Origin of the sequence: Streptomyces sp. NPDC050636 (genome assembly GCF_040654775.1) — a bacterium.
In the GTDB taxonomy this organism is placed as follows: domain Bacteria; phylum Actinomycetota; class Actinomycetes; order Streptomycetales; family Streptomycetaceae; genus Streptomyces.
This window is the reverse complement of record NZ_JBFAIP010000008.1, coordinates 133,744-146,666: the sequence shown is the minus strand read 5'-3', so window position 1 is coordinate 146,666 and position 12,923 is coordinate 133,744. Positions and strand designations below refer to the sequence as shown.

General features: G+C 70.6%; 7 protein-coding genes and 1 pseudogene. 4 read left to right on the top strand and 4 right to left on the bottom strand.

The annotated features are described in order from the left end of the window. Positions 1–156: 156 nt before the first annotated feature. Positions 157–1,944 (bottom strand): aspartate--tRNA ligase, encoded by a 1,788-nt coding sequence (aspS, locus tag AB0I10_RS11095; RefSeq protein WP_363152089.1) that lies wholly within the window; start codon positions 1,942–1,944, stop codon positions 157–159. A 321-nt stretch (positions 1,945–2,265) separates the two neighbouring features. Between aspS and AB0I10_RS11090 the strand changes: the two genes are divergently transcribed. Then, positions 2,266–4,512: a SpoIIE family protein phosphatase gene (locus tag AB0I10_RS11090; RefSeq protein WP_363152088.1), complete on the top strand. Its 2,247-nt coding sequence runs from the start codon at positions 2,266–2,268 to the stop codon at positions 4,510–4,512. Here AB0I10_RS11090 and AB0I10_RS11085 read toward each other — a convergent pair. The 3 genes and pseudogenes from AB0I10_RS11085 to AB0I10_RS11075 form a co-directional block, all read right to left on the bottom strand. Continuing rightward, a pseudogene (locus tag AB0I10_RS11085) lies at positions 4,497–5,573 on the bottom strand (AI-2E family transporter); the annotation flags it as partial. The gene AB0I10_RS11090 and the pseudogene AB0I10_RS11085 sit on opposite strands and share 16 nt — an antisense overlap. A gap of 130 nt (positions 5,574–5,703) precedes the next feature. Continuing rightward, complete coding sequence (locus AB0I10_RS11080) at positions 5,704–6,660, bottom strand: pirin family protein (RefSeq protein ID WP_363152087.1); 957 nt, start codon at positions 6,658–6,660, stop codon at positions 5,704–5,706. Between the two features lie 163 nt (positions 6,661–6,823). Continuing rightward, positions 6,824–7,297: an SseB family protein gene (locus AB0I10_RS11075; RefSeq protein WP_363152086.1), complete on the bottom strand. Its 474-nt coding sequence runs from the start codon at positions 7,295–7,297 to the stop codon at positions 6,824–6,826. A gap of 179 nt (positions 7,298–7,476) precedes the next feature. Between AB0I10_RS11075 and AB0I10_RS11070 the strand changes: the two genes are divergently transcribed. The 3 genes from AB0I10_RS11070 (at position 7,477) to AB0I10_RS11060 (ending at position 12,919) form a co-directional block, all read left to right on the top strand. Further along, positions 7,477–9,303, top strand: a complete 1,827-nt coding sequence (locus AB0I10_RS11070) for an acyl-CoA dehydrogenase (protein WP_363152085.1) — start codon at positions 7,477–7,479, stop codon at positions 9,301–9,303. Between the two features lie 291 nt (positions 9,304–9,594). Beyond that, on the top strand, positions 9,595–10,890 hold the full coding sequence (locus tag AB0I10_RS11065; protein WP_363152084.1) for a M18 family aminopeptidase: 1,296 nt from the start codon (positions 9,595–9,597) through the stop codon (positions 10,888–10,890). A 1-nt stretch (position 10,891) separates the two neighbouring features. Next, on the top strand, positions 10,892–12,919 hold the full coding sequence (locus AB0I10_RS11060) for a BTAD domain-containing putative transcriptional regulator (RefSeq protein WP_363152083.1): 2,028 nt from the start codon (positions 10,892–10,894) through the stop codon (positions 12,917–12,919). Positions 12,920–12,923 lie beyond the last annotated feature (4 nt).

Genomic DNA, 12,923 nt, shown 5'->3' with positions numbered 1-12,923 from the left:
CGAGCGGGCCGCCGACCGTGCGGACGAGCCGCCCGACCGCGGACGCGGCGAGGGCCCGGAACCGCCACCGGTCCCGGGCCCTCCCACTGTGTCACTCGCACTGCGTCAGTCGCACTGCGTCACGCGCGCCGCATCACTTCGTCGGCTCAGGCCGCATCACTTCGTCGGCTTGTACGGCGTCGGCTTCGCCGGGCCCTTGTAGATGCTCAGGTGGAGTTCCTTCAGCCGCGCGTCCTCCAGCACCGTCGGCGCGCCCATCATCAGGTCCTGGGCGTTGCCGTTGAGCGGGAAGGCGATCGTCTCGCGGATGTTCGGCTCGTCGGCCAGCAGCATCACGATGCGGTCGACGCCCGGGGCGATGCCGCCGTGCGGCGGGGCGCCGTACTGGAAGGCGCGCAGCATGCCGGAGAACTCCTGCTCGACGGTCTCCTTGGAGTAGCCGGCGATCTCGAACGCCTTGAACATGACGTCGGGCTCGTGGTTCCGGATCGCGCCGGAGGAGAGCTCCACGCCGTTGCAGACGATGTCGTACTGCCAGCCCAGGATGTCCAGCGGGTCCTGGGTCTCCAGGGCCTCAAGTCCGCCCTGCGGCATCGAGAAGGGGTTGTGCGAGAAGTCGATCTTGCCGGTGTCCGCGTCCCGCTCGTACATCGGGAAGTCGACGATCCAGCAGAAGCGGAAGACGCCCTCCTCGAAGCGGCCCGCGCGCTTGGCGGCCTCGACACGGACCGCGCCCATGATCTTCGAGACCTCGTCGAAGTCACCCGCGCCGAAGAAGATCGCGTGGCCCGGCGCGAGCGACAGACGCTCGGTGAGGACCTTGACGTTCTCCTCGGTGAGGAACTTGGCGATCGGGCCGGTCAGCGAGCCGTCCTCGCCGACCCGCACCCAGGCCAGGCCCTTCGCGCCCTGCTCGACGGCGAAGTCACCGAGGCCGTCGAAGAACTTCCGCGTCTGGCCCGCGGTGTCCGGCACCGGCAGCGCGCGGACGTGCTTGCCGGCGAACGCCTTGAACTCCGAACCCTCGAAGACGTCGGTGATGTCGACGAGCTCCAGCTGGGCGCGCAGGTCCGGCTTGTCGGAGCCGTACTTCAGCATGGCCTCGCGGAACGGGATCCGCGGGAAGGGCGAGGTGACATGGCGGTCGCCGCCGAACTCCTCGAAGAGTTCGGTCATCAGCTTCTCGACGGGCTGGAAGACATCCTCCTGCTCGACGAAGGACATCTCGATGTCGAGCTGGTAGAACTCGCCCGGCGAACGGTCGGCGCGGGCGTCCTCGTCGCGGAAGCAGGGCGCGATCTGGAAGTAGCGGTCGAAGCCCGAGATCATGAACAGCTGCTTGAACTGCTGCGGGGCCTGCGGCAGGGCGTAGAACTTGCCGGGGTTCAGCCGGGACGGGACGACGAAGTCACGGGCGCCCTCGGGGGAGGTCGCGGTGAGGATCGGCGTCGCCATCTCGTTGAAGCCGAGCGCAACCATCTTCGAGCGGATCGAGGCGATGACCGCGCTGCGCAGCATGATGTTGCGGTGCATACGCTCGCGGCGCAGGTCCAGGAAGCGGTACTCCAGGCGGCGCTCCTCGCCGACCCCGTCGTCCTGGTTGATCTGGAACGGCAGCTGCTGGGCGGCGCCGAGCACCTCGACCTCGGCGGCCTCGATCTCGATCTCGCCGGTGGGCAGCTCCGGGTTGACGTTGTCCGCGCCGCGGGAGACGACCTTGCCGTCGATGCGGACGACCGTCTCCTTCGTCAGCTTGTCGAGGACCTCCGCGGCGGCCGTGCCGGGGCGGGCGACGAGCTGCGTGATGCCGTAGTGGTCGCGCAGATCGATGAAGAGGATGCCGCCCAGGTCACGTCGATTGTGCAGCCAGCCGCTGAGGCGGACGTCCGTGTTGACGTCCGCGGCCCGGAGCTCGCCGCAGTTATGGGACCGGTACCGATGCATCGCTCATCCAAGTCGTCGCGAGTCGAGGTGGGGAGTTGAGAAGTTGCCGGGGGATACGGGGAGAGGCGGGAGACACGGCGCGCGACCGAGCATTCGCCCGATCGCCTGCTGAGTCACCCGGAGCACCCGGATCACCGGAAAGGCCACCCCAGGATTGACATAACCGCTCCAGGTTACCGTCCCGGCACCCCGCACTTCGTTGACATATGCCCATCACGATCGTCCCGGGGTGAACCGGAGGGCGACTGCTGGCACGATGGTCACGTCCGGTTACATCCGGCTCGCTGGTCGGGCCCCCGGAAATCCGCCTAAAGTGAGGCAATGCGCACCAAGGACCTCCTGGCCGCCATCGCGACCGGCCTGTGGCGCTGGGACAACGCAACGGGACGGGTGACCCTCGACGCCGAAGCGGCCCGGCTGCTCGGGCTTCCCGCGATGCCGGTGGAGCTCACCGAGGCGGCCGTGCGCTCCCGTTTTCATCCCGTCGACTTCGCCGAGATCAACGGCGTCGTGCAGCTCGCGGTCACCGAGGAGACGGTCGCCGAGGCCCGGATGCGCATCGTGGACGAGCGCGGCAGGGTGCTGCGCATCGTCCGCTCCCGCTCCCGTCCCCGGATCATCGACGGCGACTTCGAGCTGGTCGGCACCCTCCAGGAGGTCCCCGAGCCGCAGCCCGGCACCTCCGCCGCACGCACCCCGATCACCGGCGACTGGCGGCGCTCCAGGGAGGCGTTCCTGCTGGACGCGGGCCGGGCGCTGGCCGAGGCGCGGTCCACCGCCGAGGTGCTGCGGGTGGCGGCCGGGCTGTCCATGCCCGGGTTCATGCCGGAGGGCCTGGCGGTCTTCGGCATCGAGGGCGACCGGGTCTCGGTCATCGGCCACCACGGTCATGAGCCCGGCGACGAGCGGCCCTTCCTCGATATGCCGCTGGACACCGACTATCCGGCCGCCGAGGTCATAAGGACCGGCCGGGCGATCTATCTGCCCACGCCCGAGGACTACCGCCGCCGCTACCCCGGCACCTGGCCGCTGGCCGCCCGCTTCGACCGCACCTCCTGGGCGTTTCTGCCACTGGTCAACGCGGGCCGGACGATCGGCGCCTGGATGGCGGGGTTCGGCCAGCCGGTCACCTTCACGCCCGACGAGCGCTCGGTGCTGACCACCGTCGCCCGGATGCTGGCCCAGGCGCTGGCCAGGGCCGGTGTGCAGGAGTCGCAGCAGGAGCTGGCGGCCGGGCTCCAGCGCAGCATGCTGCCGACGGTGCAGCCGGGCATCCCCGGGATGACGGTCGCCGCCCGCTACGTCCCGACCGGCGGCGGCCTGGAGGTCGGCGGCGACTGGTACGACATGATCACGCTGCCGTCCGGCCGGATCGCGCTGGTCATCGGGGACGTCCAGGGGCATGACGTACGGGCCGCGGGCCTGATGGGGCAGCTGAGGATCGCGCTGCGCGCCTACGCATCGGAGGGCCACCACCCCGACGCGGTGCTCTCCCGCGCCTCCCGTTTTCTGGCCGGGATCAACGAGACCGAGGCCCGTGGACAGGGCGAGGACCCGCGCTTCGCGACCTGCCTCTACATCGAGGTGGACCCGTCGACCGGGCTGCTCGACATCGCACGGGCCGGCCACCCCGACCCGGCGATCCGGATGAGCGACGGCACGATGCTGGTCCGCCCCACCGCGGGCGGGCTGCCGCTGGGCATCGACCCGGACACCGACTACCCCACCACCCGATTCGTGCTGGAGCCCGGCGAAACCATGCTGGTCTGCACCGACGGGCTGATCGAGACCGGCGGCCACGACCTGGAGACCGGCTGGGCGCGGCTGCGCGACATCATCGAGGCGTATGACGGCGCGGAGGACGCCGAGAGCCTGGAACAGCTCGCCGATGCCCTGGTACAGGCCGTGCACGGGCCGTCCTCGCACCACACCACCGGGCCGCTGATCGACCGCCGCGAGGACGACATCGCGATGTTGCTCCTGCTCCGCGACGGCGCCAGCTGCGCGGTGGGCACCGGCGGCCGGCTGCCGCAGCCCGTGCGGCGCACTGTCCTGACCGTCGCGCAGGCCGAGCCGGAGCGGATAGCCGAAGCGCGCCGGCAGGTCCGGGATGTGCTGCACGACTGGGCCGACCCGGACCAGGTCGACTCGGCGGTGCTGATGGTCTCCGAGATGGTCACCAACGTCCTGATGCACACGGACGGGGACGCGCTGCTGGTCGCCGAGATCTCCGGCGAGCGGGGCAGCCGGCGCATCCGCGTCGATGTCGCCGACAGCAGCGATGAGCTGCCGCACCGCCGCAGCCCCGGCGAACTGGCGTCCTCGGGGCGCGGTCTGGTGCTGCTGGAGCTGCTGGCCGGCGCATGGGGCGTGGAGCCGCGCGGGGACGGCAAGTCGACGTGGTTCGAGGTTTACGAGGACGGAGGCGACGGACGAGCAGGCGCCGAGCCGGCGTCCCCGGGCGGGTCCGCGTCGGCGGGACCACCCGGGCCGGTCGGGCCTTCCGGTCCGTCCGGCCCCGACGGTCCGTCCGGTCCCGGAGAGCCGGTGCCCGAGCCCGCGGCATAGTGCAGGCGCAGTTCGTGGAGCACGCCGGTGACGGCCGCGGTCAGCGGCACGGACAGCAGCATGCCGAGGATCCCGGCGACGCTCGCACCCGCCGTGATCGCCAGCATCACCGTTGCCGGATGCATCTGGACCGTACGGCTCTGGATCATCGGCTGGAGGACATGGCCCTCCAGCACCTGCACGGCCAGGACGATGCCGAGCGCCCACAGCGCGATCACAAAACCGCGGTCCGCGAACGCCACCAGGATCGCCACCGCACCCGAGATGAACGCACCGAGGTAGGGGATGTAGGCGCCGACGAAGACCAGAGCGCCCAGGCCGAGCGCGCCCGGCACCTTCAGGATCAGCAGGCCGACGGTGATGCAGATGGCGTCGATCAGCGCGATGAAGGTGGTGCCGCGCATAAAGCCCTCGATGGACTGGAAACCGCGGCGGGCCATCCGTTCCAGCTGCGGCGCCGATTCGCCCGGCGCCCAGTCGTGCAGGGCACGCACTGCCTTGTCCGAGTCGCGCAGGAAGAAGAACGTCAGCAGCAGGGCGAGCACCGCCGCTGCGATGGCCTGGCCGACGACGCTGACACCGGCCAGCAGCCCCGAGGCCGCGGTGCTGCCGAACCTGCTGACCAGGCCCTTGGCGTTGGAGGCGATGTCGTTGAGTGAGGTGCCGGCCGTACCGAAGTGCTCGGACACGCCCTGGGCGGCGTCCTTGAGCGAGGCGATGATCTGGTCACCGGTGTCGACCAGCGCGCTGACGACGATGTAGCCGGCGCCGCCGACCACGACCAGCAGCACGGCACAGGTCAGTCCGGCGGCGAGCGAGCGGTGGAGCTTCATCGCCACCAGCCGCCGGTACAGCGGCCCGAGCAACGCGCTTCCCAACAGCGCCAGCAGAACGGGCACAACCGCCGCGCTCAGCCAGACGCAGAGCCACACGCCGAGGGCCAGAACGGCCGCGACCAGCAGCCCCACCGCGCACCAGGCCGCGGCCCGCCGGGCCTCGATCGGGAGCAGCGGCTGAGCGTGCCCGCTCCCGCGCCGGTCTTGATCCGAGTCGTTTCGCACCCGGACAGTCCACCACAGCGCGGCGGCGGGCGGCCCGTATTCACCGCGTACGGGGGTGCTCCGGGTCGCGGCAGGGCACGGGTCGGGGGCGTGGTTTCACGTGAAACCACGCCCCCGGTGCCGATACGGCTCAGTGCGCGTCGGTGGGGATCGTCCCGAGGCGGCCGGCCTGGAAGTCCTCGAAGGCCTGGGCCAGTTCGGCATGGGTGTTCATCACGAACGGGCCGTAATGCATCATCGGCTCGCGGATCGGCAGCCCGCCCAGCAGCACGACCTCGAAGTTCGGGCTGCGCGAATCCTGGGACTCGTGCGCCCGGACCGTGACCGAGTCTCCCCCACTGCCGAAGACGACCGACTGGCCCATCCGGAACGGGCGTCCGTCCGCACCCGCCGTGCCGCGCCCGGCCAGGCCGTACGCCAGCGCGTTGAAGTCCGCGCGCCAGGGCAGCGTCAGCTCCGCGCCCGGGTTGAGCGTCACATGCATCATCGTGATCGGTGTGTGCGTGACGCCCGGTCCCTGGTGGCCGTCGATCTCACCGGCGATCAGGCGCAGCAGCGCCCCGCCGTCGGCGGAGGTCAGCAGCTTCACCCGGCCGCCGCCGATGTCCTGGTAGCGGGGGGCCATCATCTTGTCGCTCTTCGGCAGGTTCACCCACAGCTGGAGGCCGTGGAAGAGGCCGCCGGAAATGACGAGCGACTCCGGCGGCGCCTCGATGTGCAGCAGACCGGAGCCAGCCGTCATCCACTGGGTGTCGCCGTCGTTGATGACGCCGCCGCCACCGTGCGAGTCCCGGTGCACGAACGTCCCGTCGATCAGATAGGTGACCGTCTCGAAGCCGCGGTGCGGGTGCCAGGGAGTGCCCTTGGCCTCCCCGGGCTGATACTCCACCTCGCCCATCTGATCCATCATGATGAACGGGTCGAGGTGCTGGTAGTCGATGCCGGCGAACGCCCGGCGCACCGGGAAGCCCTCGCCCTCGAATCCGCTGGGAGCGGTCGAGACGGCCAGCACCGGGCGGGTGCGCGACCCGGTGGCCGCCGCCACGCGAGGCAGGGTCAGCGGATTCTCTACGGTCACAGCGGGCATGACGGCCTCCTCGGTCGTTCACCATTCAACTTAGTTGAATCCTTAACAAACCACAAGGCATGCGCCATTCCCGTGCGCGTTTCCGTAGACCGACAGGGCCGCTGGACGGGGAATCGGGCGGGGCCGGCCGGCCACGAAGCGATGGCGGCTAGCCGTACATCCGCTAGCCGTACATCCGCCGCATCGCGAAGTCGACCATCTCCTCGACGGCCTTGGCGTCGAAGACCATCCGGTGGTCGCCCTCCATGTCGAGGACGAAGCCGTAACCGGTCGGCAGCAGGTCGAGCACCTCGGCGCCGGTGATCACGAAGTACTTGGACTCCTTGCCCGCGTACCGCCGCAGCTCCTTGAGCGAGGTGAACATCGGGATCACCGGCTGCTGGGTGTTGTGCAGCGCCAGGAAGCCGGGGTTCTCACCGCGCGGGCAGTAGATCTTGGACGTCGAGAAGATGCCCTGGAAGTCCTCGGCCGACATCGAGCCGGTGGTGAAGGCGCGCACCGCGTCGGCGAGGGAGGGCGGGGACGGCTCGGGATACAGCGGCTGCTCGCCGTAGCCCCCGGGGGCCGGCTGCTGCGGCGGGGGCGGCGCGCCGTACTGCTGCTGCCCGGCACCCGTGTTCTGGTCGTAGCCGTACATGCCGCACAGCGTACTGATTCGCGCGTTCGGCGGGGGACGCTCGTCACAGATGGGTGGTTAGGGGTTGCTTCTTATTACCGGTGGGTAGCATCATCGTAGCTACTTGCTGGTATTGCGTATTGAGGTCACCGCCTCGTTCCGAGGTGCCTTCCTCCCCGAACCCTTACGGAGCCGTACCCATGGGGCACTACAAGTCGAATCTCCGCGACATCGAGTTCAACCTCTTCGAGGTGCTCGGCCGTGACAGCGTGTACGGCACCGGACCGTTCGCGGAGATGGATGTCGACACCGCCAAGAGCGTGCTGTCCGAGATCGTCAGGCTGTCGGAGAACGAGCTGGCCGATTCCTTCGCCGACGCCGACCGGAACCCGCCGGTATTCGACCCGGACACCAACACCGCACCGGTCCCGGACACCTTCAAGAAGAGCTACCAGGCCTACATGGACGCCGAGTGGTGGCGCCTGGGCATCCCGGAGGAGATCGGCGGCACCACCACGCCGCGCTCCCTGCTCTGGGCCTTCGCCGAGTCGATCCTGGGCGCCAACCCGGCCGTGTGGATGTACGCCTCCGGCCCGGCCTTCGCCGGCGTGCTCTTCGACGAGGGCACCGAGCAGCAGAAGCACATCGCCAAGATCGCGGTGGACAAGGGCTGGGGCTCCACGATGGTGCTGACCGAGCCCGACGCGGGTTCGGACGTCGGCGCGGGCCGCACCAAGGCCGTCAAGCAGGAGGACGGCTCCTGGCACATCGAGGGTGTGAAGCGCTTCATCACCTCCGGTGAGCACGACATGTCGGAGAACATCCTTCACTACGTCCTCGCCCGCCCCGAGGGCCACGGCCCGGGTACCAAGGGCCTCTCCCTCTTCCTCGTCCCGAAGTACGAGTTCGACTTCGAGACCGGCGAGCTGGGCGACCGTAACGGCGTCTACGCGACCAACGTCGAGCACAAGATGGGCCTGAAGGCCTCCAACACCTGCGAGATGACCTTCGGCGACAAGCACCCCGCCAAGGGCTGGCTCATCGGCGAGAAGCACGACGGCATCCGCCAGATGTTCATGATCATCGAGTTCGCCCGCATGATGGTCGGCACGAAGGCCATCGCGACGCTCTCGACCGGCTACCTGAACGCCCTGGAGTACGCCAAGGAGCGCGTGCAGGGCCCGGACCTGGCCGCCTTCACCGACAAGGCCGCGCCGCGCGTCACCATCACCCACCACCCCGACGTGCGCCGCTCGCTGATGACGCAGAAGGCGTACGCCGAGGGCATGCGCTCGCTGGTGCTCTACACGGCCACCGTTCAGGACGAGATCCTCATCAAGGAGGCGGCCGGCGAGGACGCCTCCGCCGCGCACGCGCTCAACGACCTGCTGCTGCCGATCGTCAAGGGCTACGGTTCGGAGAAGTCGTACGAGCAGCTGGCCCAGTCGCTCCAGACCTTCGGTGGCTCCGGCTACCTGCAGGAGTACCCGATCGAGCAGTACATCCGGGACTCCAAGATCGACACCCTCTACGAGGGCACCACGGCGATCCAGGGCCAGGACTTCTTCTTCCGGAAGATCGTCCGCAACCAGGGCGCGGCCCTGAGCCAGCTGTCCGAGACCATCAAGAAGTTCCTGGCCGACGCCGTCGGCGGCGAGGAGCTGGAGGGCGCCCGCGGCGAGCTGGCCAAGGCCGCCGCCGACCTGGAGGCGATCGTCGGCACGATGCTGACCGACCTCGCCGCCACCGAGAAGGACGTCAAGTCCATCTACAAGGTCGGCCTCAACACCACCCGCCTGCTGCTGGCTTCGGGTGACGTCGTCATCGCCTACCTCCTCCTCAAGGGTGCCGCGGTGGCCCAGGAGAAGCTGGCCGGCGCCTCGTCGAAGGACAAGGCGTTCTACGAGGGCAAGATCGCGGCCGCGAAGTTCTTCGCGCACAACGTCCTGCCGGGCGTCGCCGTCCAGCGCTCGCTCGCCGAGTCCGTCGACCAGTCGCTGATGGAGCTGGACGAGGCCGCGTTCTAAGCCTCTCCAGGACGTTTCCGACGAGCCTTCCACCTCTTTGCGCGATGCGCTGACAGCACGTTCTTAGAGGTCTCTCAGAATCGGCGTCCACAATGACGGTGCCCGCCTCCCTTCCCCCGGGGAGGCGGGCTTCGTTGTGTGCGCGGAGCCCGGTGCGGCCGCCCGGGTGGCCGGAATCTTTGGTTCCGACCGGGAATTCGATGTCGGTTGCACGAATTCCTGGCCGGAAGGGAGCGGCATTACGTTGCACGGGCACGGGGAATGCGGGGTGCGGCTCCTTATGCTGAAGGCATGAGCCACTCCGCCCGCTTCGATCGCGGCCACACCGACGACCTCATGTCCTTTCTCGCGGCCAGTCCGTCGCCGTACCACGCGGTGGCGAACGCGGCGGAGCGGCTGGAGAAGGCCGGTTTCCGGCAGGTCGCGGAGACCGACGCATGGGACGGGGAGAGCGGCGGGAAGTACGTGCTGCGGGGCGGCGCGATCGTCGCGTGGTATGTGCCGGAGGGCGCCGGCGCGACGACTCCGTACCGGATTGTGGGGGCTCATACCGACTCTCCCAATCTACGGGTCAAGCCGATTCCGGACACCGGTGCGCGCGGCTGGCGGCAGATCGCCGTGGAGGTCTACGGCGGCCCGCTGCTCAACACCTGGCTCGACCGCGACCTCGGGCTGAGCGGCCGGGTGACGCTGCGGGACGGCAGCGACCGGCTGGTGCATGTCGACCGGCCGCTGCTGCGGGTGCCGCAGCTGGCCGTGCACCTCGACCGGACGGTGAACACCGACGGTCTGAAGCTGGACAAACAGCGGCACATGACGCCGATCTGGGGCCTGGGCAACGTGGCCGAGGGCGAGCTGATCGCGTTCGTCGAGCAGGAGATCGGGGTCGCGGCCGGGGAGGTGCGGGGCTGGGACCTGATGGTGCACAGCGTCGAGCCGCCCGCCTACCTCGGGCGTGACCGCGAGCTGGTCGCGGGGCCGCGGATGGACAATCTGCTGTCCGTGCACGCCGGTACGGCCGCGCTCGCCGCGACCGCCGCCAGCGACCGCGAGCCGACCACCATCCCGGTGCTGGCCGCCTTCGACCACGAGGAGAGCGGCAGCCAGTCGGACACCGGCGCGGACGGCCCGCTGCTCGGCACGGTGCTGGAACGTTCTGTCTACGCGCGCGGCGGCTCGTACGAGGACCGGGCGCGGGCCTTCGCCGGCACCGTGTGCCTGTCGTCCGACACCGGGCACGCCGTGCACCCCAACTACAGCGAGCGGCACGAGCCGGGCCATCACCCGATGCCCAACGGCGGCCCGATCCTCAAGGTGAACGTCAACCAGCGGTATGCGACGGACGGCAGCGGGCGGGCGGTGTTCGCGGCGGCCTGCGAGCGGGCAGGCGTGCCATGGCAGTCCTTCGTGTCCAACAACGCGATGCCGTGCGGGACGACGATCGGGCCGATCACCGCCGCCCGGCACGGCATCGCGACCGTCGACATCGGCGTCGCGATCCTCTCCATGCACTCGGCGCGCGAACTGTGCGGCGCCGAGGACCCGTATCTGCTGGCGAATGCCCTGACGGCCTTCCTGGAGTGCTGAGTTGGAATTCTCACTGCTGGGCCCGATCGCCGTGACGACCGGCTCCGGGGAGCTGTCGCTCGGGCCGGCCAAGCGGCGCAGTGTGCTGGCGCTGCTGCTGTTGCAGCCCAACACCACCGTCCCCCTGGAGCAGTTGATCGACTCCCTGTGGGAGGACGAGCCACCCGAGCACGCCCGCACGGTCGTACAGGGGCATGTCTCACGGCTGCGCGCGACGCTCGCCGAGGGCGGCGCCGACGGGTACGGCATCGAGCTCACCACACATGGCTCCGCGTATCTGCTGCGGCTGCCCGAGGAGTTGATCGACGCCCACCGGTTCGGGGAGCTGGTGACGCTGGCACGGCCCGAGGCGGCGCCGGCCGACGCCGTACCGCTGCTGCGCGAGGCGCTGGGGCTGTGGCGCGGCCCGGCACTGACCGGCACCGTCACCAGCCCGCCGTTCGCGGCCGCCGCGCATGCGCTGGAGGAGCGCCGGCTGACGGCCGTCGAGGCGCTGGCGCGGGCGCACAGCGCGCTCGGCGAGCATGAGCAGGCCGCGGCCATCCTCTACTCCGCCGCGGTCAACCACCCTTTGCGGGAAGGGCTGATCGCGGCGCTGATGCGGGCGCTGTTCCGTACGGGGCGGCAGTCCGACGCGCTGGAGTGGTTCCACCGCACCCGTCGGCTGCTCAACGAGGAGCTGGGCGTCGATCCCGGCGAGCGGCTGAGCGGCGCGTACGAGGAGATTCTGCGGGCGGAGGCGGCGAGCGGGCGCAAGGCGGGGGCCACAGCCGCCGGCGGGCGATCCGTGGCGGCCGGTCGGCCCGGCCCGGCGGCCGGTGTGGCGCATCCGGTGGCCGGTGAGCGCGGGCGGGTGCCCGCGCAGGGGGGCGGCGCTGGGACGGGCGTCTCTCGTGAGACGTCCTCTCGTGAGACCTCACGTGGCGGCGTCTCTCTTGATACGGAGGGACCGACGACCGGTGCGCCCGGTGCGGCCGGTGTCCGGGCCGGGGCCGTGCGGGCCGGAGCGGCGCCGCGGCTGCTGCCCAGGCCGCCCGCCCGCTTCCTGGGCCGGGAGGACCGACTCGCCGCGCTGACCGACGCACTGACCGACCGTACGACCGGTGAGAGCCCGCTCGCGGTGGTGGCGGGACCGGCCGGCGTGGGCAAGACCGCATGCGCCGTGCAGTGGGCGCATCTGCATGCTGCGGCCTTCCCGGACGGCCAGCTCTTCGCCGATCTGCGTGGCTTCGGCGAGGGCGACGAGGCGCCGCCGGCCGAGATCCTGCGCGACTTCCTGCTCGCGCTCGGCACTCCGCCGGAGCGGGTGCCCACCTCCGCGCAGGCCGCCTCGGCGCTGTTCAGGTCGCTGGTCGCGGAACGCCGACTGCTGGTCGTCCTGGACAACGCCCGCCACTCGGCGCAGGTCAGGCCGCTGCTGCCGGGCGGCCCGCACTGCGCCACGGTCGTCACCAGCCGCAGCCGGCTGGACGGCCTGGTCGCCACCGACTGCGCCCGGCCGGTCGGCCTCCAGGTGCTCGGCCACGAGGAGGGGGCGGCGCTGCTGGGCGCGATGCTCGGCTCCGAGCGGGTCGCCGAGGACCCGGCCGCCGCACGCGAACTCGTCGATCTGTGCGACGGTCTGCCGCTGGCGCTGCGGGCCGCCGCCGCCCAGCTGACCGCCCGGCCGCGCTGGCGGCTGGCCCGGCTCGCCGCCGCGCTGCGCGATGAACGGCGGCGCCTGGCGCTGCTGTCGGCGGAGGACACCGGCATCGCGGCGGCGCTGCGGATGTCCGTCGCCCGGCTGTCGGCCGACGATGCACGGCTGCTCAGCGCGCTGGCGACCAGCGCGGACGGACACCTCAACGCCTCTGTGGCGGCGGCGCTCGCCGGGTACGACCCGGAGCGTACGCAGGACGGCCTGGACCGGCTCGCGGAGATGCACCTGGTGGACGAAGAGGCCACCGATGTCTACACGATCAGCACGCTCACGCAGTTGTTCGCGCGGGATGAGCGGGGTGACGGCCGCGGGGGTGGCGTGGCGGAGTGACCGG